This is a genomic window from Citrobacter sp. 21OH12SH02A-Citro (assembly GCF_027919895.1).
GTDB classification, from domain to species: Bacteria; Pseudomonadota; Gammaproteobacteria; order Enterobacterales; family Enterobacteriaceae; genus Citrobacter; species Citrobacter braakii.
On sequence record NZ_CP114801.1, the window covers coordinates 4,604,701 to 4,628,068 of the forward strand.

A 23,368-nucleotide genomic window follows, 5' to 3' on the forward strand; every position below is an offset into this window, starting at 1 on the left:
TTAAATCCATCGACATAAAAAAACCCGCCGAAGCGGGTTTTTTATTAGCGTCAGCAACGATTAATCGTTGTCAGAACCGCCCAGGCCTGCGTTCAGCAGTTCTGCCAGGCTGGCAGACGCATCTTCAGCAGTCACCTGCGGAGCAGCTGGCAGTTCGCCCGCTGCGCGGCGGCGCATACGATCCTGGTGGTACGCATAACCGGTACCCGCCGGGATCAGACGACCCACGATAACGTTCTCTTTCAGACCGCGCAGTTCATCACGCTTACCTGCAACAGCGGCTTCGGTCAGGACACGCGTGGTTTCCTGGAACGATGCTGCAGAGATGAAGGACTCGGTTGCCAGAGACGCTTTGGTGATACCCAGCAGATCGCGGGAGAATGTTGCACCCACTTTGCCGTTCGCTTCCAGATCGCGGTTAGCAATCTTGACGCGGGAGTATTCAACCTGCTCGCCTTCCAGGAAGTCGGAGCTACCAGCGCTTTCGATGGTGGCTTTACGCAGCATCTGACGAACGATAACTTCGATGTGCTTATCGTTAATCTTAACGCCCTGCAGACGGTATACGTCCTGAACTTCGTTAACGATATAACGAGTTACAGCATGCACACCACGCAGACGCAGGATGTCGTGCGGCGCTTCCGGACCGTCGGAAACAACGTCACCTCGTTCTACACGTTCACCTTCGAACACGTTGAGCTGACGCCATTTCGGAATCATCTCTTCGTACGGCTCGCTACCGTCTACCGGGGTGATAACCAGACGACGTTTACCTTTGGTTTCTTTACCGAAGGAAATGATGCCGCTGATCTCAGCCAGGATTGCCGGCTCTTTCGGACGACGTGCTTCGAACAGGTCCGCAACGCGCGGCAGACCACCGGTGATATCCTTGGTACCGCCGGATTCCTGCGGAACACGCGCCAGGGTGTCACCAGAACTGATCTGTACGCCATCTTCCAGCTGAACAATCGCTTTACCCGGCAGGAAGTACTGAGCAGGCATATCGGTGCCTGGGATCAGAACGTCGTTGCCCTGAGCATCAACAATTTTCAGTGCCGGACGCAGGTCTTTACCACCCGCAGTACGTTCTGCAGAATCCAGAACCACCAGAGAAGACAGACCGGTCAGCTCGTCGGTCTGACGAGTAATGGTCTGGCCGTCGATCATGTCAGTGAAGCGGACGAAACCACTCACTTCGGTGATAACCGGCATGGTGTGCGGATCCCAGTTCGCTACGGTTTCGCCGCCAGCAACCTGTTCGCCATCACCTTTCGCCATAACGGAGCCGTAAGGCACTTTATAGCTTTCTTTGGTACGGCCGAATTCGTCGATCAGTTTCAGTTCGGTGTTACGTGAGGTGATAACCAGTTTACCGCTGGAGTTAACAACCGACTTCGCATTGCTCAGACGGATGCTACCTTTATTTTTCACCTGGATGCTGGATTCAGCAGCCGCACGAGATGCCGCACCACCGATGTGGAACGTACGCATCGTCAGCTGTGTACCCGGTTCACCGATGGACTGTGCCGCGATAACGCCGATTGCTTCACCTTTATTGATGATGTGGCCACGCGCCAGGTCACGACCATAGCAGTGCGCACATACACCAAAGTCGGTGTCACAGGATACAACGGAACGGACTTTGACTGAGTCAACGGAGTTCTCTTCCAGCAGGTCACACCACTGTTCGTGCAGCAGCGTGTTGCGTGGAACCAGAATATCCGCCGTACCCGGCTTCAGAACGTCTTCAGCAGTCACACGACCCAGAACGCGATCGCGCAGCGGTTCTTTAACGTCACCACCCTCGATAACCGGGGTCATGGTGATGCCTTCCAGCGTGCCGCAATCGTCTTCAGTAACAACCAAGTCCTGCGCGACGTCAACCAGACGACGAGTCAGATAACCGGAGTTCGCTGTTTTCAGTGCGGTATCCGCCAGACCTTTACGAGCACCGTGAGTAGAGATGAAGTACTGGAGTACGTTCAGACCTTCACGGAAGTTCGCGGTGATTGGCGTTTCGATGATGGAGCCATCTGGCTTAGCCATCAGACCACGCATACCAGCCAGCTGACGAATCTGTGCTGCAGAACCACGCGCACCGGAGTCGGCCATCATGTAGATGCTGTTGAAGGAAACCTGCTGCTCTTCTACGCCGTCACGGTTAATCACGGTTTCGGTTTGCAGGTTATCCATCATCGCTTTGGATACACGATCGTTCGCCGCAGCCCAGATATCGATAACTTTGTTATAGCGTTCGCCCGCGGTTACCAGACCAGACTGGAACTGCTCCTGGATCTCAGCAACTTCAGCTTCCGCTTCAGAGATGATCTCGTGTTTCTTCTCTGGGATGACCATGTCATCAATACCAACAGATGCACCTGAACGCGCTGCATAAGCAAAGCCGGTGTACATTGTCTGGTCAGCGAAGATAACGGTCGGCTTCAGGCCCAGAATGCGGTAACAGGTGTTCAGCATTTTGGAGATTGCTTTCTTGCCCAGCGCCTGGTTGACGATGGAGAAAGGCAGACCTTTCGGTACGATCATCCACAGAATGGCGCGACCAACGGTCGTGTCTTTCAGGCTGGTGTGCGCAACGAATTCGCCGTTTTCATCTTTTTCGTATTCAGTGATACGCACTTTAACGCGCGCATGCAGAGAGGCCAGACCTGCGCGATAGATACGCTCAGCTTCTTTCGGGCCAGTCAGCACCATGCCTTCGCCTTTGGCGTTAACACAGTCACGGGTCATGTAGTACAGACCCAATACAACGTCCTGAGACGGAACGATGATAGGTTCGCCGTTCGCCGGAGACAGGATGTTGTTGGTAGACATCATCAGCGCACGCGCTTCGAGCTGGGCTTCCAGCGTCAGCGGTACGTGAACAGCCATCTGGTCACCATCGAAGTCGGCGTTATATGCCGCACAAACCAGCGGGTGCAGCTGGATAGCTTTACCTTCGATCAGTACCGGTTCAAATGCCTGGATACCCAGACGGTGCAGGGTTGGTGCACGGTTCAGCAGTACCGGGTGTTCGCGGATAACTTCGTCCAGGATATCCCAAACGACAGCTTCTTCACGCTCAACCATTTTCTTAGCGGCTTTGATGGTGGTGGCCAGGCCACGCAGTTCCAGCTTGCCGTAAATGAACGGTTTGAACAGTTCCAGTGCCATTTTCTTCGGCAGACCGCACTGATGCAGACGCAGGTATGGACCTACGGTGATTACAGAACGACCGGAGTAGTCAACACGCTTACCGAGCAGGTTCTGACGGAAACGACCCTGTTTACCTTTGATCATATCGGCCAAAGATTTCAGAGGACGTTTGTTAGAACCGGTGATCGCACGACCACGACGACCGTTATCCAGCAGGGCGTCAACCGCTTCCTGCAGCATACGTTTTTCGTTACGTACGATGATGTCCGGCGCAGCCAGATCCAGCAGACGTTTCAGACGGTTGTTACGGTTGATCACGCGACGGTACAGATCGTTCAGATCTGATGTTGCGAAACGACCACCATCCAGCGGAACCAGCGGACGCAGATCTGGCGGCAGAACCGGCAGAACGGTCAGGATCATCCACTCTGGCTTGTTGCCAGACTGTACGAATGCTTCCAGCAGTTTGATACGTTTGGTCAGCTTCTTACGCTTGGTTTCGGAGTTGGTTTCGTTCAGCTCTTCGCGCAGAGTTTCGCACTCTTGCTCCAGATCCATGCTCTTCAGCAAGGCCTGGATTGCTTCCGCACCCATCTTCGCGTCGAATTCGTCACCGAACTCTTCCAGCGCGTCCAGATACTGCTCTTCAGTCAGGATCTGTTGACGTTCCAGGTTAGTCATACCGCCTTCGATAACCACATAAGATTCGAAGTACAGTACGCGTTCGATATCGCGCAGCGGCATATCGAGCAGCAGACCGATACGGGACGGCAGAGATTTCAGGAACCAGATGTGAGCGGTCGGAGACGCCAGCTCGATGTGGCCCATACGCTCACGGCGTACTTTAGTCTGGGTCACTTCAACGCCGCACTTCTCACAGATCACACCGCGGTGTTTCAGGCGCTTGTACTTACCGCACAGGCACTCATAGTCTTTTACCGGCCCAAAGATACGGGCGCAGAAAAGGCCGTCACGTTCAGGTTTGAACGTACGGTAGTTGATGGTTTCCGGCTTCTTAACTTCACCGAAAGACCATGAACGGATCATGTCTGGCGAGGCCAGAGCAATTTTGATCGCATCAAACTCTTCGGTTTTAGTCTGCGCTTTCAGAAACTTTAATAAATCTTTCACGGATTTGCTCCCGTCGGAGTTAGCACAATCTGGCGCTGGCTGTTACGCCAGCACCAGTGACCTGTTTGATCGAGAGTTACTCGTCTTCCAGCTCGATGTTGATACCCAGCGAACGAATCTCTTTCAACAGTACGTTGAAGGATTCCGGCATGCCTGGTTCCATCTGATGGTTGCCGTCCACGATGTTTTTATACATCTTAGTACGACCGTTCACGTCATCAGACTTAACGGTGAGCATTTCCTGCAGGGTGTATGCCGCGCCGTATGCTTCAAGCGCCCACACTTCCATCTCCCCGAAGCGCTGACCACCGAACTGAGCCTTACCACCCAGCGGCTGCTGAGTAACCAGGCTGTAAGAACCGGTAGAACGCGCATGCATCTTGTCATCAACCAGGTGGTTCAGTTTCAGCATGTACATGTAGCCAACGGTAACCTGGCGCTCGAACTGCTCACCGGTACGACCGTCGAACAGTGTGATCTGACCGGAAGTCGGCAGGCCACCCAGCTGTAACAGTTCCTTGATTTCAGACTCTTTCGCACCGTCGAACACCGGCGTTGCGATCGGCATACCTTTTTTCAGGTTTTCAGCCAGACGCAGAACTTCTTCATCGCTGAAGGTATTCAGGTCAACTTTCTGACGAACATCTGAACCCAGATCGTAAGCACGCTGGATGAATTCGCGCAGTTTCGCGACTTCCTGCTGCTGTTTCAGCATGGCGTTGATCTTATCGCCGATACCTTTCGCAGCCATACCCAGGTGGGTTTCAAGGATCTGACCGATGTTCATACGCGATGGTACGCCCAGCGGGTTCAGCACGATATCTACCGGCGTACCGTTAGCATCGTGTGGCATATCTTCGATCGGGTTGATCTTAGAGATTACACCCTTGTTACCGTGACGACCTGCCATCTTATCACCAGGCTGGATCCGACGTTTAACCGCCAGATAAACCTTAACAATCTTCAGCACGCCCGGTGCCAGATCGTCGCCCTGAGTGATTTTACGGCGTTTCGCTTCGAGTTTTTTCTCGAACTCGTGTTTCAGTTCGTCGTACTGCTCAGCCAGTTGTTCCAGCTGATTTTGTTTCTCTTCGTCGGTCAGGCCGAGTTCTAACCAGCGATCGCGCGGCAGTTTGTCGAGCTTCTCAGCTTCAACACCACCGGAAACCAGCACAGCGTAGATACGGCTGAACAGGCCAGCTTCGAGGATTTGCAGTTCTTCAGACAGGTCTTTTTTCGCCTGCTTCAGCTGCATCTCTTCGATTTCCAGCGCACGTTTGTCTTTTTCTACGCCATCGCGAGTAAAGACCTGAACGTCGATAATCGTACCGGAAACACCGTTTGGCACGCGCAGAGAAGAGTCTTTAACGTCAGACGCTTTCTCACCGAAGATCGCACGCAGCAGCTTCTCTTCTGGCGTCAGCTGGGTTTCACCTTTCGGCGTTACCTTACCAACCAGAATGTCGCCACCGGTTACTTCCGCGCCGATATAAACGATACCGGATTCATCCAGTTTGGAGAGCGCAGCTTCACCCACGTTCGGGATGTCAGCGGTGATCTCTTCCGGCCCCAGCTTGGTGTCACGGGACACACATGCCAGTTCCTGAATGTGGATGGTGGTGAAACGGTCTTCCTGGACAACACGCTCAGATACGAGGATGGAGTCTTCGAAGTTGTAACCATTCCATGGCATGAATGCCACGCGCATGTTCTGACCGAGCGCCAGTTCACCGAGGTCGGTGGACGGACCGTCTGCCAGCACATCACCACGTTCAACCGGCTCGCCCAGAGATACGCAAGGCATCTGGTTGATACAGGTGTTCTGGTTAGAACGGGTGTATTTGGTCAGGTTATAAATGTCGATACCTGCTTCGCCCGGGTACATCTCGTCTTCGTTAACTTTGATAACGATACGGGAAGCATCCACGTACTGGACGGTACCGCCACGTTTAGCAACAGCGGTAACACCGGAGTCGACGGCAACAGCACGTTCCATACCGGTACCAACCAGCGGCTTATCAGCACGCAGAGTAGGAACCGCCTGACGTTGCATGTTCGCACCCATCAATGCACGGTTGGCGTCATCGTGTTCCAGGAACGGGATCAGGGACGCACCGACGGATACCACCTGCTGGGTGGATACGTCCATGTAGTCAACCTGGTCACGGCTGAACAAGCTGGATTCGCCTTTGCTACGGCAGGTAACCAGATCTTCTACAAAGTGGCCTTCGTCATCCAGGTTGGAGTTCGCCTGAGCGATAACGTAGTTGCCTTCTTCGATAGCAGACAGGTAATGAATTTCGTCAGTTACAACACCGTCGGTCACTTTACGGTACGGAGTCTCGAGGAAGCCGTATTCGTTAGTCTGTGCGTACACAGACAAGGAGTTGATCAGACCGATGTTCGGACCTTCAGGCGTTTCGATTGGACATACGCGACCGTAGTGAGTCGGGTGTACGTCTCGAACTTCGAAGCCTGCGCGTTCACGAGTCAAACCGCCTGGGCCGAGTGCAGAGATACGACGTTTGTGCGTAATCTCAGACAGCGGGTTGTTCTGGTCCATAAACTGAGACAGCTGGCTGGAACCAAAGAACTCTTTCACTGCTGCAGAAATCGGCTTAGCGTTGATCATATCCTGAGGCATCAGGGTATCCAGATCGCCCAGAGACAGACGCTCTTTCACCGCACGCTCAACACGTACCAGGCCAACGCGGAACTGGTTTTCCGCCATTTCGCCTACGGAACGGATACGACGGTTACCGAGGTGGTCGATATCATCGACTTCGCCTTTACCGTTACGGATATCGATGAGCTTCTTCATCACTTCGATGATGTCATCTTTGCTCAGGATACCGGAACCTTCGATTTCGTCGCGCAGCAGAGAACGGTTGAACTTCATACGACCAACCGCAGACAGGTCATAGCGGTCTTCGGAGAAGAACAGGTTCTCGAACAGGCTTTCAGCAGCTTCACGCGTCGGCGGCTCACCAGGGCGCATCATGCGGTAGATTTCTACCAGCGCGCTCAGACGATCGTTGGTTGGGTCGACACGTACAGTTTCAGAAATGTACGGACCGTGGTCCAGATCGTTGGTGAACAGCGTTTCGATACGCTTGTGGCCAGACTGGCTCAGCTTAGCCAGCAGATCCAGACTCAGCTCCATGTTAGCTGCGCAGATCAGCTCGCCAGTAGATTCGTCAACGTAGTCTTTAGCCGCAACTTTACCAGCAATGTATTCAACCGGAACTTCGATATGTTTGATATCGTCTTTTTCCAGTTGGCGAATGTGGCGCGCAGTGATGCGACGGCCTTTTTCGACGTAGACTTTGCCGTTAGCTTCGATGTCAAAGGAGGCGGTTTCACCACGCAGGCGTTCCGGCACCAGTTCCATCTGCAGCTTGTTGTCACGAATTTCGAAAACAACTTTCTCAAAGAATAGGTCAAGGATCTGCTCAGTGGTGTAGTTCAGTGCACGCAGAATAATGGTCGCAGGCAGTTTACGGCGACGGTCAATACGTACGAACAGGTTGTCCTTCGGATCGAATTCGAAGTCCAGCCAGGAACCACGGTAAGGGATAATACGCGCGTTATACAGCACTTTACCCGAAGAGTGGGTTTTACCTTTGTCGGAGTCAAAAAAGACGCCAGGACTACGGTGCAGCTGAGAAACGATAACACGCTCAGTACCGTTGATAACAAAGGTACCGTTGTCTGTCATGAGCGGAATTTCGCCCATGTAGACTTCTTGTTCTTTAATGTCTTTTACGGTGCCTTCCGGCGCTTCGCGCTCGTAGATCACCAGGCGCAGTTTTACGCGCAGCGGTGCGGAATAGGTCACGCCACGGATCTGACATTCCTGAACGTCAAACACCGGTTCGCCAAGGCGGTAGCTGACGTATTGCAGCTCGGAATTACCGCTGTAGCTCTGAATCGGGAAAACGGAACGGAAAGCTGCTTCCAGACCATACTGCCCTTCAGGATCTTGCTCGATGAACTTCTGAAACGAGTCAAGCTGGATAGAAAGGAGATAAGGTATGTCCAACACTTGCGGACGTTTACCAAAATCCTTACGAATACGTTTTTTCTCGGTATAGGAGTAAACCATTAGGGTTCCTCAGCTCGCTGACAAGTCGACCCATCTGTCCGACGAAGGGACAGTTTGTGCAACACTATTTTGTTGACCGGAAAATCGAATACTTTCCGCAATGCCTGTTGCTATCACGCTTAAACCATTTCATTGCGATTTACACAGAACTGACGTTCTGTCGCAGTATATTAAGACGTCGATAGAAACAAGCATTGAAAGGCACAGCAGTAGTCAAACAGTGTGAAATGCTACTGGCGCCTTACAGCGCAAAAAGGCTGGTGACTAAAAAGTCACCAGCCATCAGCCTAATTTCTTAGGCTGCAACCAGAAAAGTTGGCTTATTTAACTTCAACTTCAGCGCCAGCTTCTTCCAGAGATTTTTTCAGTGCTTCTGCGTCGTCTTTGCTCACGCCTTCTTTCAGCGCAGCCGGTGCAGATTCTACCAGGTCTTTAGCTTCTTTCAGACCCAGGCCAGTTGCGCCACGTACTGCTTTGATAACAGCAACTTTGTTAGCGCCAGCAGCTTTCAGAATTACGTCGAATTCAGTTTTTTCTTCAGCAGCTTCAGCCGGGCCAGCAGCTACAGCTACAGCAGCAGCAGCAGAAACACCGAATTTTTCTTCCATTGCAGAAATCAGTTCTACAACGTCCATTACGGACATAGCGGATACTGCTTCAATGATTTGATCTTTAGTGATAGACATTTAAATTGTTCCTGAAAATCAGAATAAGTTTATACGTAAGCAGATGCTTTACAAAGATAACTGCGATTAAGCAGCTTCTTTCGCATCGCGTACAGCAGCCAGAGTACGAACCAGTTTGCCAGCCGAAGCTTCTTTCATGGTTGCCATCAGGCGTGCAATTGCTTCTTCGTAGGTCGGCAGAGTTGCCAGGCGATCGATATTCGATGCCGTAATCAACTCACCTTCAAAGGCTGCGGCTTTGACCTCAAATTTTGCATTCGCTTTCGCGAACTCTTTGAACAGACGAGCAGCAGCGCCCGGGTGTTCCATAGAGTATGCAATCAGGGTCGGACCAACAAACGTGTCTTTCAGGCACTCGAACTGAGTACCTTCAACGACGCGGCGCAGCAGGGTGTTACGAACAACACGCATGTATACGCCAGCTTCACGACCTGCTTTACGCAGTTCAGTCATTTTATCTACAGTTACGCCACGGGAATCCGCAACTACTGCAGACAGCGCGCCTTTGGCTACTTCGCTGACTTCAGCAACAATCGCTTGTTTGTCTTGAAGATTTAAAGCCATTAGCTTTGCTCCTGGATGTTTGCCGGAACTCATGTTCCGGAACTCACTTCACTCCCCCCAACGGAGAGAGCGTCTAAATACGGTGAGCAGAAACAAGCCAGAGTATCAGAAATAATCTTAGCGTTCTGTCACCGTCTACGCAGGGCATTAAGTTTCTTACGAAACACCTGCGGTCTTCGACGGAGGCCTGGATTAGGCCAGGCTCCAACGAACAAATCTTTTCTATCTGTCGCTATTCAATCTGTCGTGGCGTTAACTGCCTTGCCACAGCCTGAATATCTCAGATATACGTCTGCAATTAGCAGAATACGTGGGGGTAAGATTGTAGACAAAATCACCGCCCACGTAAAGGCGAATATTAGTTCGCCACAGTCGCAGTCAGACCGGACTGATCAACGGCAACGCCAGCACCCATGGTGGTGGAGATGCTAACTTTCTTGATGTACACGCCTTTTGCCTGAGTCGGTTTTGCTTTTTTCAGCGCAACCAGCAGAGCTTCCAGGTTTTCTTTCAGTTTGTCAGCGTCAAAATCCACTTTACCGATGGTGGTGTGAATGATGCCGTTTTTGTCGTTACGGTAACGAACCTGACCAGCTTTAGCATTCTTAACAGCTTCAGCAACGTTAGGAGTTACAGTACCAACTTTCGGGTTTGGCATCAGGCCGCGCGGACCCAGAACCTGACCCAGCTGGCCAACAACGCGCATTGCATCCGGGGAAGCAATAACAACGTCAAAGTTCATTTCGCCTTTCTTGATCTGTTCAGCCAGATCTTCCATACCTACCAGCTCAGCGCCTGCAGCTTTAGCAGCTTCAGCGTTTGCACCCTGGGTAAATACGGCTACGCGAACGGAACGGCCAGTACCGTGCGGCAGTACAGTTGCACCACGTACGTTCTGGTCAGATTTACGAGCATCGATGCCGAGGTTAACAGCAACGTCCACGCTTTCTACGAATTTAGCAGTGGCCAGCTCTTTCAGCAGAGCGATAGCTTCGTTGATATCATACTGCTTAGTAGCATCAACTTTGTCACGGATCACGGACATGCGCTTGGTCAGTTTAGCCATTTCTTAGTCCTCCACTACCAGGCCCATGGAACGTGCAGTACCTTCAATGGAGCGAGTCATCGCTTCAATGTCGGAACCAGTCATGTCGGCAGCTTTGGTCTGCGCGATTTCCTGCAGCTGAGCGCGGGAAATTTTACCCACTTTGTCTTTGTTCGGCTTGCCGGAACCAGACTTGATACCAGCCGCTTTCTTCAGCAGAACTGCTGCCGGAGGCGTTTTGGTAACGAAAGTGAAAGAACGGTCAGCGTAAACGGTGATAACAACCGGGATTGGCAGACCTTTTTCCATGGAATCAGTTTTAGCGTTGAACGCTTTGCAGAATTCCATGATGTTCACGCCTTGTTGACCCAGTGCAGGACCTACCGGCGGACTCGGGTTAGCCATACCAGCTGCAACTTGCAGCTTGACATAGGCTTGGACTTTCTTAGCCATTCTAAATTCCTCTAGTTGGGTTATAACGCCTCAAGGAGGCTCCCCGTGATTAAATTCGTTTTACGGATAGGATCCATAAAAACAAAAGGCGCGAAATTGTATTCCAATCTCGCGCCTTGTGCAACGATTAAATCGTCGCTTTTTTGATCGGGGTGTTAGGCTTTTTCAACCTGAGCGAAGTCCAGTTCAACTGGAGTCGCACGACCGAAGATAGATACGGAAACTTTCAGACGAGACTTCTCGTAGTCCACTTCTTCAACCACGCCGTTAAAGTCAGCGAACGGACCGTCGCTAACGCGAACCATTTCACCAGGCTCAAACATCGTTTTCGGACGCGGCTTGTCGCCAACCTGCTGCAGACGGTTCATGATCGCATCAACTTCTTTGTCGCTGATCGGCGCCGGACGGTCAGATGTACCGCCGATAAAGCCCATCACACGCGGCACGCTGCGCACCAGGTGCCAACTTGCGTCATTCATCACCATCTGGACCAATACATAGCCCGGGAAGAATTTACGTTCGCTCTTGCGACGCTGGCCGCCACGGATTTCGACCACTTCTTCGGTCGGCACCATGACTTCGCCAAACAGCTCTTCCATATTTTGTAACTTGATATATTCGCGCAGCGATGTAGCTACGCGGCCTTCAAAACCGGAAAACGCCTGAACGACGTACCAGCGCTTTTTAGGGGCTTCAGACATCTTAGAACCTCAGGCCAGTGATAAAGGATACCAGGCGAACCAGAATACCATCCAGTCCCCACAGGATCAGTGACATTACTGCGGTAACCGCAGCCACAATTAATGTGGTGTGCAATGTTTCCTGGCGAGTTGGCCAAATGACCTTACGGACTTCGGTTCTCGCTTCACGGGCAAAAGCAACGGTCGCTTTACCTTTTGTTGTCAACAGCGCGACACCACCCGCTGCGGCAATCAGAATCACTACGGCCAGCGCACGCAGCGGCAGCATCATGTCACGATAGAGGTAGTTGCCAACGATAGCTACAAGCAGCAATACAGCGACAACAACCCACTTCATCGCTTCCAGGCCGCGCCCGCTTCCTTGAGCTTCGGTATTCGCACTCATAAACCAACCTGTCAGAAGTATTCTACAAACATTTTCACCCCGCGTAAGCGAGGCGATCCAAACCGAAATGCTCTGGTGCGTTTCGGACTAAACGCCCTCTTCAGAGCCTGTCTCAGCAATGATTATGACAAATAAAATCACTGATGAGCCAGGTTCTGGTGTGAAAGCGTGCAAAAAGGGCATCAAATGATGCCCTTTTATTGCGCATTGCGTCAAATGTTATTCGGCAATTAGCTCATTACTTTGGCAACAACGCCCGCACCAACAGTACGGCCGCCTTCACGGATTGCGAAACGCAGACCGTCGTCCATCGCGATTGGGTGGATCAGGGTAACAACCATTTTGATGTTGTCGCCCGGCATTACCATCTCAACGCCTTCCGGCAGTTCGATGGTACCAGTCACGTCAGTAGTACGGAAGTAGAACTGCGGACGGTAGCCTTTGAAGAACGGAGTATGACGGCCGCCTTCGTCTTTGGACAGAATGTACACTTCAGATTCGAACTTGGTGTGCGGCTTGATAGAGCCCGGCTTAGCCAGTACCTGACCACGTTCGATTTCTTCACGTTTGATACCACGCAGCAGAACACCAACGTTCTCACCAGCACGGCCTTCGTCCAGCAGTTTGCGGAACATTTCAACGCCAGTACAGGTAGACTTAGCAGTATCCTTGATACCAACGATTTCAACTTCTTCACCAACTTTGATGATACCGCGCTCTACACGACCGGTAACAACGGTACCACGACCGGAGATGGAGAATACGTCTTCGATAGGCAGCAGGAACGGCTTGTCAATAGCACGCTCTGGTTCCGGGATGTAAGAATCCAGGAAGCCAGCCAGTTCGATGATTTTCGCTTCCCACTCTGCTTCGCCTTCCAGCGCTTTCAGAGCAGAACCACGAACGATCGGAGTGTCGTCGCCCGGGAAATCGTACTGAGACAGAAGTTCACGAACTTCCATTTCTACCAGTTCCAGCAGCTCTTCGTCATCAACCATGTCGCATTTGTTCAGGAACACGATGATGTACGGAACGCCTACCTGACGACCCAGCAGGATGTGCTCACGAGTCTGCGGCATAGGGCCGTCAGTCGCAGCAACAACCAGGATCGCGCCGTCCATCTGCGCAGCACCGGTGATCATGTTTTTAACATAGTCGGCGTGGCCCGGGCAGTCTACGTGTGCGTAGTGGCGAGTCGGGGTGTCATATTCAACGTGAGAAGTGTTGATGGTGATACCACGAGCTTTTTCTTCCGGCGCGTTATCGATCTGGTCGAATGCACGAGCAGCACCGCCGTAGGTTTTAGCCAGTACGGTAGTGATTGCAGCGGTCAGCGTTGTTTTACCATGGTCAACGTGGCCGATAGTACCGACGTTAACGTGCGGTTTTGTACGTTCAAATTTTTCTTTAGACATCGATTGTCCCTCTAAGACACGGATAAATCGGTGATATCACCACATCAACCAGGCCATATGCCTGAGCTGTTGAATGCTTTTAAAAGTAAACAGAGAGAAACGGGAAGGAGAAGTGAAGTGGTGCTGATACCCAGAGTCGAACTGGGGACCTCACCCTTACCAAGGGTGCGCTCTACCAACTGAGCCATATCAGCACGTCTGGAGCGGGCAGCGGGAATCGAACCCGCATCATCAGCTTGGAAGGCTGAGGTAATAGCCATTATACGATGCCCGCATCCTGAAACTCGGCTACCCAGTTCTTTCTGTAATAAAAAAGAGATTTCTCTCTTTTTTATTCGAGCTGATTAATTTTTTAACCAACTCAGGCGGCGATAACGCTGCCAGAAAGTGGTGGTGGGGGAAGGATTCGAACCTTCGAAGTCTGTGACGGCAGATTTACAGTCTGCTCCCTTTGGCCGCTCGGGAACCCCACCGGACTTGATGGTGCCGACTACCGGAATCGAACTGGTGACCTACTGATTACAAGTCAGTTGCTCTACCTACTGAGCTAAGTCGGCATCAAGTAGCGCGCATTTTATGGAGACATGCGCACTCATGCAACTAAAAAATTGCATAAAATGTTCTATCGCTCACATTTTGCGCTATACGACCGATAAATAATCTATTTCTTCTTCGAATTGAACAAATTTCCAACGTCAGCCGCGCTCCCAGAAGGCATTTTGCTCCAGCAAGCCGTTATCAATAGAGAGAAAGTGCATCTTTATACATCTGGAATAGCCGTCACATTGCGTTTCAGGGGACGATTTTTTCTTATTATTCCCTCCCATCTGGTGTTACCCTCCTGCCCATTGTCCAAATTAACTGAAATGTGCGTGCCATTGCGTACCGGGGATGATTTCGTTTTTTACCGCAGACCTGATATAGCAATGACAGCCAGACCATGCGTATGAGTATAAAAGAGCAAGCGTTAACGTCGCCTTACCTACAGTTTGATCGCAACCAGTGGGCTGCGCTTCGTGATTCCGTGCCGATGACTCTGACCGAGGAAGAGATTGCTCGTCTGAAAGGCATTAACGAAGACTTATCGCTGGAAGAAGTTGCTGAGATTTATTTGCCATTATCGCGTTTGCTAAATTTTTACATCAGTTCGAACCTGCGGCGTCAGGCTGTGCTGGAGCAATTTTTAGGCACCAACGGCGAGCGTATTCCTTATATTATTAGCATTGCTGGCAGCGTCGCCGTCGGCAAAAGTACGACTGCACGTGTGTTGCAAGCGTTGCTGAGTCGCTGGCCCGAGCATCGTAAGGTTGAGCTGATCACTACTGACGGTTTTCTTCATCCTAACCAGGTGTTGAAAGATCGTGGGCTCATGAAGAAGAAAGGCTTTCCTCAGTCCTATGATATGCACCGTCTGGTTAAATTCGTTTCCGATTTAAAGTCTGGCGTCCCCAACGTTACAGCACCGGTCTATTCTCATCTGATCTATGATGTGATCCCTGATGGCGACAAAACCGTTGCCCAGCCTGACATATTAATCCTCGAAGGGCTCAATGTATTACAAAGCGGGATGGACTATCCTCACGATCCACATCATGTATTTGTTTCTGACTTTGTCGACTTTTCTATTTATGTGGATGCGCCAGAAGAATTACTCCAGACGTGGTATATCAACCGCTTCCTGAAATTCCGCGAAGGGGCATTTACCAACCCAGACTCTTATTTCCATAACTATGCGAAATTGTCGGAAGACGAGGCAATCAACACGGCCACATCGCTGTGGAAAGAAATCAACTGGTTGAATTTAAAACAGAATATTTTACCAACGCGTGAGCGAGCCAGCTTAATCATGACGAAAAGCGCCAATCATGCCGTTGAGCAAGTCAGATTACGAAAATAAAAAAATAAAGGGGAGCCATAGCTCCCCTTCTTATTATTCAGCGCTTCTAAGCGATATTTCCCCACCCATCCAGGGTTTTATCACGCCATTTTGTTCGAGCAGTAATGCACCTTGCGCATCTATTCCACGAGATACGCCAAATATTTCTTTATCACCAATAATGAGTTTAACAGGGCGGTCGATAAAGTTATCCAACGCCCTCCAGCGGGACAAATACGGCGCCAGGCCCTCATGCTCAAACAGTACCAGGGCAGCGCGCAGCTCGCGGATCAGTCGGGCAGCCAGAGTATTGCGGTCAATGGTAATACCCGCCTCCTGCAGATTAATCCAGCCTTGATTAACCACATTCTCCTCAACCCGACGCATGGACATGTTTATACCCGCCCCAATAACAATCTGTGCGGCATCGCCCGTTTTTCCGGTGAGTTCAACCAGGATCCCTGCCAGTTTACGGTCGAGCAAATAGAGGTCGTTCGGCCATTTAACACGCACTTTATCCGCGCCCAGATCGCGTAAAACCTCAGCCATGACAATACCAATTACCAGGCTCAGACCAATCGCGGCTGCCGGTCCTTGTTCCAGTCGCCAGAACATTGAAAGGTACAGATTGGCGCCAAAGGGAGAGAACCATTTACGTCCACGACGACCACGACCGGCCTGCTGATACTCAGCTACGCAGGCATCCCCTGACTCCAGTTGACCAATTCGATCCATAAGGTACTGATTGGTTGAGTCGATAACCGGCAGGACCGTTATATTCCCGCCATCCAGCTGAGAATAAATAAGTGATGAATCTAATAGCTGGATAGGTTCAGGTAAGCTGTATCCTTTACCAGGGACAGTAAATACATCAACACCCCAGTCACGTAGCGTCTGGACATGTTTATTGATTGCCGCACGGCTCATTCCCAGCTTTTCACCGAGTTGCTCACCAGAGTGAAATTCGCCATCGGATAATAATGAAATAAGCGTCAGGGGGACGGTATTATCCTTCATGCAACGATCTCCACGGCATTTACTTCACCCAGTGGGCCAATAAACCGGACTTCCGGCTCAAGCCAGACATTGAATTTCTCACCGACTTTTTGGCGTACGTGATGCGCCAGTTGCACCACATCCTGACTCGTAGCATGGCCTGCATTGATCAGCACCAGTGCCTGCTGCTGATGTACTGCTGCGCCGCCAATGCGCATGCCTTTTAGCTGACATTGATCGATAAGCCAGCCAGCAGCCAGTTTCACAGAGCCATCAGCCTGCGGGTATTGAGGTGCTGTCGGGAATTTCGCCAGGAGCTCCTGCGCAATGTCCGCGGTGACAACCGGGTTTTTAAAGAAACTCCCCGCATTCCCGTTTACTTTTGGATCGGGCAGTTTTGTGGTGCGCATATGGCAAACAGAATCAAAAACCTGCCGAGGCGTTACCGTGGCAGGATCAAGACGCGTCAGGTCACCGTAAGTGAGAACGGGTTGCCACTGTTTAGGTAAGCGCAGACCAACAGCTACAATCGCGAAACGATACTGGTACTCATGTTTGAAGATACTGTCACGGTAACCAAATCGGCATTCTGCGGCGCTGACGCGCAGATGTTTGCCGGTCGAAAGCTCTACGCAGTCCACATATTCGCAGACGCGCCGCAGTTCTACGCCATAGGCACCAATATTCTGGATTGGCGATGAACCCACGCAGCCGGGGATCAGCGCCAGATTTTCCAGCCCGGGCATGCTTTGCTGCAGCGTATGCTCTACCAGATGATGCCAGTTTTCACCCGCGCCTACGTGCAAATGCCACGCATCAGGTTGTTCTGTAATCGCTATTCCCTTGATACGGTTGACGATCACCGTTCCATGGAAGGCATCAAGAAACAGGACGTTACTCCCTTCGCCCAGGATTAGCACTGGATGATGTGATGCATTGGCTGATTGCCAGGCATTTAGTAGTTGTTGCTCATTTTCGGCACAGACAAGCACATTAGCTTGTTGATCGATACCGAAGGTGTTCCAGGCTTTAAGGGAGTGATTCATAGACGCTTTCCTGATGCAAAATCGCGCTTAGTTTACCGTATATGCTGCAGGATGGCTTGTGTTATGGAAGCTTAGGATGTTGCTTTGCAACCGATGAGGCTGCAATCACAGTAAGAATAAGGTTTACAGGCGCTGTATCCGGTAATAACAGACGCTGGCCGGATAAGGCGGCACGCCGCATCCGGCGATTTTCATCCCTGCAGACGCAAAAAAGCCCATCCGGCAGGATGGGCTTCTTCACTTATTTGATGCCTGGCAGTTCCCTACTCTCGCATGGGGAGACCCCACACTACCATCGGCGCTACGGCGTTTCACTTCTGAGTTCGGCATGGGGTCAGGTGGGACCACCGCGCTACAGCCGCCAGGCAAATTCTGTTTATCAACACACCTCTCGGGTCTGTCGATGTCATCTGTAATCAAGCTGAATTTCGATGTCTCATCCGCCAAAACATCTTCGGCGTTGTAAGGTTAAGCCTCACGGTTCATTAGTATCGGTTAGCTCAACGTATCGCTACGCTTACACACCCGACCTATCAACGTCGTCGTCTTCAACGTTCCTTCAGGACCCTTAAAGGGTCAGGGAGAACTCATCTCGGGGCAAGTTTCGTGCTTAGATGCTTTCAGCACTTATCTCTTCCGCATTTAGCTACCGGGCAATGCCATTGGCATGACAACCCGAACACCAGTGATGCGTCCACTCCGGTCCTCTCGTACTAGGAGCAGCCCCCCTCAATTCTCCAGCGCCCACGGCAGATAGGGACCGAACTGTCTCACGACGTTCTAAACCCAGCTCGCGTACCACTTTAAATGGCGAACAGCCATACCCTTGGGACCTACTTCAGCCCCAGGATGTGATGAGCCGACATCGAGGTGCCAAACACCGCCGTCGATATGAACTCTTGGGCGGTATCAGCCTGTTATCCCCGGAGTACCTTTTATCCGTTGAGCGATGGCCCTTCCATTCAGAACCACCGGATCACTAAGACCTGCTTTCGCACCTGCTCGAGCCGTCACTCTCGCAGTCAAGCTAGCTTATGCCTTTGCACTAACCTCCTGATGTCCGACCAGGATTAGCTAACCTTCGTGCTCCTCCGTTACTCTTTAGGAGGAGACCGCCCCAGTCAAACTACCCACCAGACACTGTCCGCAACCCGGATTACGGGTCTACGTTAGAACACCAGCCATTAAAGGGTGGTATTTCAAGGTTGGCTCCATGCAGACTGGCGTCCACACTTCAAAGCCTCCCACCTATCCTACACATCAAGGACCAGCGTTCAGTGTCAAGCTATAGTAAAGGTTCACGGGGTCTTTCCGTCTTGCCGCGGGTACACTGCATCTTCACAGCGAGTTCAATTTCACTGAGTCTCGGGTGGAGACAGCCTGGCCATCATTACGCCATTCGTGCAGGTCGGAACTTACCCGACAAGGAATTTCGCTACCTTAGGACCGTTATAGTTACGGCCGCCGTTTACCGGGGCTTCGATCAAGAGCTTCTCCTTACGGATAACCCCATCAATTAACCTTCCGGCACCGGGCAGGCGTCACACCGTATACGTCCACTTTCGTGTTTGCACAGTGCTGTGTTTTTAATAAACAGTTGCAGCCAGCTGGTATCTTCGACTGATTTCAGCTCCATGAGTAAATCACTTCACCTACATATCAGCGTGCCTTCTCCCGAAGTTACGGCACCATTTTGCCTAGTTCCTTCACCCGAGTTCTCTCAAGCGCCTTGGTATTCTCTACCTGACCACCTGTGTCGGTTTGGGGTACGATTTCGTGTTACCTGATGCTTAGAGGCTTTTCCTGGAAGCAGGGCATTTGTTACTTCAGCACCGTAGTGCCTCGTCATCACACCTCAGCGTTAGCAAGACTCCGGATTTACCTGGAATCTCCGCCTACATGCTTAAACCGGGACAACCGTCGCCCGGCTAACATAGCCTTCTCCGTCCCCCCTTCGCAGTAACACCAAGTACAGGAATATTAACCTGTTTCCCATCGACTACGCCTTTCGGCCTCGCCTTAGGGGTCGACTCACCCTGCCCCGATTAACGTTGGACAGGAACCCTTGGTCTTCCGGCGTGCGGGTTTTTCACCCGCATTATCGTTACTTATGTCAGCATTCGCACTTCTGATACCTCCAGCATGCCTCACAGCACACCTTCAACGGCTTACAGAACGCTCCCCTACCCAACAACACATAGTGTCGCTGCCGCAGCTTCGGTGCATGGTTTAGCCCCGTTACATCTTCCGCGCAGGCCGACTCGACCAGTGAGCTATTACGCTTTCTTTAAATGATGGCTGCTTCTAAGCCAACATCCTGGCTGTCTGTGCCTTCCCACATCGTTTCCCACTTAACCATGACTTTGGGACCTTAGCTGGCGGTCTGGGTTGTTTCCCTCTTCACGACGGACGTTAGCACCCGCCGTGTGTCTCCCGTGATAACATTCTTCGGTATTCGCAGTTTGCATCGGGTTGGTAAGTCGGGATGACCCCCTAGCCGAAACAGTGCTCTACCCCCGAAGATGAGTTCACGAGGCGCTACCTAAATAGCTTTCGGGGAGAACCAGCTATCTCCCGGTTTGATTGGCCTTTCACCCCCAGCCACAAGTCATCCGCTAATTTTTCAACATTAGTCGGTTCGGTCCTCCAGTTAGTGTTACCCAACCTTCAACCTGCCCATGGCTAGATCACCGGGTTTCGGGTCTATACCCTGCAACTTAACGCCCAGTTAAGACTCGGTTTCCCTTCGGCTCCCCTATTCGGTTAACCTTGCTACAGAATATAAGTCGCTGACCCATTATACAAAAGGTACGCAGTCACCCCATAAAGAGGCTCCCACTGCTTGTACGTACACGGTTTCAGGTTCTTTTTCACTCCCCTCGCCGGGGTTCTTTTCGCCTTTCCCTCACGGTACTGGTTCACTATCGGTCAGTCAGGAGTATTTAGCCTTGGAGGATGGTCCCCCCATATTCAGACAGGATACCACGTGTCCCGCCCTACTCTTCGAGTTCACAACACATGCACTTTTGTGTACGGGACTATCACCCTGTACCGTCGGACTTTCCAGACCGTTCCACTACCACACATGCTGATTCAGACTCTGGGCTGCTCCCCGTTCGCTCGCCGCTACTGGGGGAATCTCGGTTGATTTCTTTTCCTCGGGGTACTTAGATGTTTCAGTTCCCCCGGTTCGCTTCATTACGCTATGTATTCACGTAATGATAGTGTGACGAATCACACTGGGTTTCCCCATTCGGAAATCGCCGGTTATAACGGTTCATATCACCTTACCGACGCTTATCGCAGATTAGCACGTCCTTCATCGCCTCTGACTGCCAGGGCATCCACCGTGTACGCTTAGTCGCTTAACCTCACAACCCGAAGATGTTTCGTAAAACACTTCAGCGTTGCGAAAATTTGAGAGACTCGGACACACCGCTTTTCATTTCTTGTTTACGGAGAAATGAAACAGTGTGTCGTTTCAATTTTCAGCTTGATCCAGATTTTTAAAGAGCAAAACTTCGCAGTGAACCTTTTCAGGTACACTCTGAAGTTTTCTTGTGTTTTTGCAGTAAGGGATGGTGGAGCTATGCGGGATCGAACCGCAGACCTCCTGCGTGCAAGGCAGGCGCTCTCCCAGCTGAGCTATAACCCCATCGTAAATGCTAATCTCTGTACCCTAATTCGTTTCCGGGCAAGGCGCGGTGGTGCGAAGCATACTGAAGTATGCGAGCATCGCCGTAACACAGCACGGAGGCGAATTTGGTAGGCCTGAGTGGACTTGAACCACCGACCTCACCCTTATCAGGGGTGCGCTCTAACCACCTGAGCTACAAGCCTGCAGAGATTTTCTTACTGCTAATTTTCATCAGACAATCTGTGTGAGCACTACAAAGAACGTTTCTTTAAGGTAAGGAGGTGATCCAACCGCAGGTTCCCCTACGGTTACCTTGTTACGACTTCACCCCAGTCATGAATCACAAAGTGGTAAGCGCCCTCCCGAAGGTTAAGCTACCTACTTCTTTTGCAACCCACTCCCATGGTGTGACGGGCGGTGTGTACAAGGCCCGGGAACGTATTCACCGTGGCATTCTGATCCACGATTACTAGCGATTCCGACTTCATGGAGTCGAGTTGCAGACTCCAATCCGGACTACGACATACTTTATGAGGTCCGCTTGCTCTCGCGAGGTCGCTTCTCTTTGTATATGCCATTGTAGCACGTGTGTAGCCCTACTCGTAAGGGCCATGATGACTTGACGTCATCCCCACCTTCCTCCAGTTTATCACTGGCAGTCTCCTTTGAGTTCCCGGCCGAACCGCTGGCAACAAAGGATAAGGGTTGCGCTCGTTGCGGGACTTAACCCAACATTTCACAACACGAGCTGACGACAGCCATGCAGCACCTGTCTCAGAGTTCCCGAAGGCACGTTCGCATCTCTGCAAACTTCTCTGGATGTCAAGAGTAGGTAAGGTTCTTCGCGTTGCATCGAATTAAACCACATGCTCCACCGCTTGTGCGGGCCCCCGTCAATTCATTTGAGTTTTAACCTTGCGGCCGTACTCCCCAGGCGGTCGACTTAACGCGTTAGCTCCGGAAGCCACGCCTCAAGGGCACAACCTCCAAGTCGACATCGTTTACGGCGTGGACTACCAGGGTATCTAATCCTGTTTGCTCCCCACGCTTTCGCACCTGAGCGTCAGTCTTTGTCCAGGGGGCCGCCTTCGCCACCGGTATTCCTCCAGATCTCTACGCATTTCACCGCTACACCTGGAATTCTACCCCCCTCTACAAGACTCTAGCCTGCCAGTTTCGGATGCAGTTCCCAGGTTGAGCCCGGGGATTTCACATCCGACTTGACAGACCGCCTGCGTGCGCTTTACGCCCAGTAATTCCGATTAACGCTTGCACCCTCCGTATTACCGCGGCTGCTGGCACGGAGTTAGCCGGTGCTTCTTCTGCGAGTAACGTCAATTGCTGCAGTTATTAACCACAACACCTTCCTCCTCGCTGAAAGTACTTTACAACCCGAAGGCCTTCTTCATACACGCGGCATGGCTGCATCAGGCTTGCGCCCATTGTGCAATATTCCCCACTGCTGCCTCCCGTAGGAGTCTGGACCGTGTCTCAGTTCCAGTGTGGCTGGTCATCCTCTCAGACCAGCTAGGGATCGTCGCCTAGGTGAGCCGTTACCCCACCTACTAGCTAATCCCATCTGGGCACATCCGATGGCAAGAGGCCCGAAGGTCCCCCTCTTTGGTCTTGCGACGTTATGCGGTATTAGCTACCGTTTCCAGTAGTTATCCCCCTCCATCGGGCAGTTTCCCAGACATTACTCACCCGTCCGCCACTCGTCACCCAAGGAGCAAGCTCCTCTGTGCTACCGTTCGACTTGCATGTGTTAGGCCTGCCGCCAGCGTTCAATCTGAGCCATGATCAAACTCTTCAATTTAAGTTTGATGCTCGTGAATTAAACTTCGTAATGAATTACGTGTTCACTCAGAGACTTGGTATTCATTTTTCGTCTTGCGACGTTAAGAATCCGTATCTTCGAGTGCCCACACAGATTGTCTGATAAATTGTTAAAGAGCAGGTGCGACGCGCTTTAGCGCTCTGTCGCGAGGTCCCGTATATTACGTTTTCCTCATTCAGAGTCAAGCATTTATTTTTGCTTTTCTCTGCGAGATTCTCAGTGGAACCCCGCTGACCCGGCGGTTTGTAATCCGTTGTTCCGTGTCAGTGGAGGCGCATTATAGGGAGTTATTTCAGGCTGACAAGGAGAAATTTAAAATAATCTTCCGAGTGCTTATT

The 23,368-nt window shown here is 51.5% G+C and carries 12 protein-coding genes, 6 tRNA genes, 3 rRNA genes and 1 pseudogene; 2 read left to right on the forward strand and 20 right to left on the reverse strand.

Translation table 11 applies throughout. The features are described 5' to 3' along the window. Positions 1 to 60 precede the first annotated feature (60 nt). The 13 genes from rpoC to O6D90_RS22235 form a co-directional block, all read right to left on the reverse strand. The gene (gene rpoC, locus O6D90_RS22175; protein ID WP_016155301.1) at positions 61 to 4,284 is read right to left on the reverse strand and encodes a DNA-directed RNA polymerase subunit beta'; all 4,224 of its coding nucleotides are present in this window, start codon (positions 4,282 to 4,284) and stop codon (positions 61 to 63) included. Between the two features lie 76 nt (positions 4,285 to 4,360). Next, positions 4,361 to 8,389 (reverse strand): DNA-directed RNA polymerase subunit beta, encoded by a 4,029-nt coding sequence (rpoB, locus tag O6D90_RS22180; RefSeq protein ID WP_003033111.1) that lies wholly within the window; start codon positions 8,387 to 8,389, stop codon positions 4,361 to 4,363. A 320-nt stretch (positions 8,390 to 8,709) separates the two neighbouring features. Beyond that, on the reverse strand, positions 8,710 to 9,075 hold the full coding sequence (rplL, locus tag O6D90_RS22185; RefSeq protein ID WP_000028882.1) for a 50S ribosomal protein L7/L12: 366 nt from the start codon (positions 9,073 to 9,075) through the stop codon (positions 8,710 to 8,712). A gap of 66 nt (positions 9,076 to 9,141) precedes the next feature. Beyond that, positions 9,142 to 9,639, reverse strand: coding sequence for a 50S ribosomal protein L10 (gene rplJ / locus O6D90_RS22190; RefSeq protein WP_005132895.1), 498 nt, complete (start codon positions 9,637 to 9,639; stop codon positions 9,142 to 9,144). 358 nt (positions 9,640 to 9,997) lie between these two features. Beyond that, positions 9,998 to 10,705 carry a 50S ribosomal protein L1 gene (gene rplA, locus O6D90_RS22195; RefSeq protein WP_016155300.1) on the reverse strand — a complete coding sequence of 236 codons (708 nt, stop codon included), beginning with the start codon at positions 10,703 to 10,705 and terminating at the stop codon, positions 9,998 to 10,000. 3 nt (positions 10,706 to 10,708) lie between these two features. Next, positions 10,709 to 11,137, reverse strand: coding sequence for a 50S ribosomal protein L11 (gene rplK, locus O6D90_RS22200; RefSeq protein WP_003033122.1), 429 nt, complete (start codon positions 11,135 to 11,137; stop codon positions 10,709 to 10,711). Between the two features lie 155 nt (positions 11,138 to 11,292). Continuing rightward, complete coding sequence (nusG, locus tag O6D90_RS22205) at positions 11,293 to 11,838, reverse strand: transcription termination/antitermination protein NusG (protein ID WP_003033125.1); 546 nt, start codon at positions 11,836 to 11,838, stop codon at positions 11,293 to 11,295. Between the two features lies 1 nt (position 11,839). Continuing rightward, a complete protein-coding gene (secE, locus tag O6D90_RS22210; RefSeq protein WP_003033128.1) occupies positions 11,840 to 12,223 on the reverse strand; it encodes a preprotein translocase subunit SecE in 384 nt (127 codons plus the stop codon). 230 nt (positions 12,224 to 12,453) lie between these two features. Further along, a complete protein-coding gene (gene tuf / locus O6D90_RS22215; protein ID WP_016157942.1) occupies positions 12,454 to 13,638 on the reverse strand; it encodes an elongation factor Tu in 1,185 nt (394 codons plus the stop codon). 118 nt (positions 13,639 to 13,756) lie between these two features. Then, a tRNA-Thr gene (locus O6D90_RS22220) sits at positions 13,757 to 13,832 on the reverse strand. Positions 13,833 to 13,837: 5 nt separating this feature from the next. Next, positions 13,838 to 13,912 (reverse strand) — tRNA-Gly (locus O6D90_RS22225). A gap of 114 nt (positions 13,913 to 14,026) precedes the next feature. Continuing rightward, positions 14,027 to 14,111 (reverse strand) — tRNA-Tyr (locus O6D90_RS22230). An 8-nt stretch (positions 14,112 to 14,119) separates the two neighbouring features. Beyond that, positions 14,120 to 14,195, reverse strand: a tRNA-Thr gene (locus tag O6D90_RS22235). A 19-nt stretch (positions 14,196 to 14,214) separates the two neighbouring features. On the opposite strand from O6D90_RS22235, the pseudogene O6D90_RS22240 reads away from it, so the two are divergent. Together O6D90_RS22240 and coaA are read left to right on the forward strand one after the other, a co-directional pair. Further along, a pseudogene (locus O6D90_RS22240) lies at positions 14,215 to 14,295 on the forward strand (hypothetical protein); the annotation flags it as partial. A 289-nt stretch (positions 14,296 to 14,584) separates the two neighbouring features. Then, positions 14,585 to 15,535, forward strand: coding sequence for a type I pantothenate kinase (gene coaA, locus O6D90_RS22245; protein ID WP_003031107.1), 951 nt, complete (start codon positions 14,585 to 14,587; stop codon positions 15,533 to 15,535). Between the two features lie 33 nt (positions 15,536 to 15,568). On the opposite strand, the gene birA is transcribed toward coaA, so the two are convergent. From birA to O6D90_RS22280, 7 genes are all read right to left on the reverse strand, one after another. Then, entirely contained in the window at positions 15,569 to 16,531 is a 963-nt protein-coding gene (gene birA / locus O6D90_RS22250; protein ID WP_016157940.1) for a bifunctional biotin--[acetyl-CoA-carboxylase] ligase/biotin operon repressor BirA, read from the reverse strand. Beyond that, positions 16,528 to 17,556, reverse strand: coding sequence for a UDP-N-acetylmuramate dehydrogenase (gene murB / locus O6D90_RS22255; RefSeq protein WP_016157939.1), 1,029 nt, complete (start codon positions 17,554 to 17,556; stop codon positions 16,528 to 16,530). The genes birA and murB overlap by 4 nt, the downstream gene beginning before the upstream one ends. Before the next feature lie 250 nt (positions 17,557 to 17,806). Next, positions 17,807 to 17,922, reverse strand: a 5S ribosomal RNA gene (rrf, locus tag O6D90_RS22260). 98 nt (positions 17,923 to 18,020) lie between these two features. Continuing rightward, positions 18,021 to 20,927, reverse strand: a 23S ribosomal RNA gene (locus O6D90_RS22265). Positions 20,928 to 21,135: 208 nt separating this feature from the next. Further along, positions 21,136 to 21,211, reverse strand: a tRNA-Ala gene (locus O6D90_RS22270). Between the two features lie 108 nt (positions 21,212 to 21,319). Then, a tRNA-Ile gene (locus O6D90_RS22275) sits at positions 21,320 to 21,396 on the reverse strand. Positions 21,397 to 21,467: 71 nt separating this feature from the next. After that, positions 21,468 to 23,009 (reverse strand): 16S ribosomal RNA (locus O6D90_RS22280). Together the 16S, 23S and 5S rRNA genes with 2 tRNA genes alongside form the textbook arrangement of a ribosomal RNA operon. Between the last annotated feature and the right edge of the window lie 359 nt (positions 23,010 to 23,368).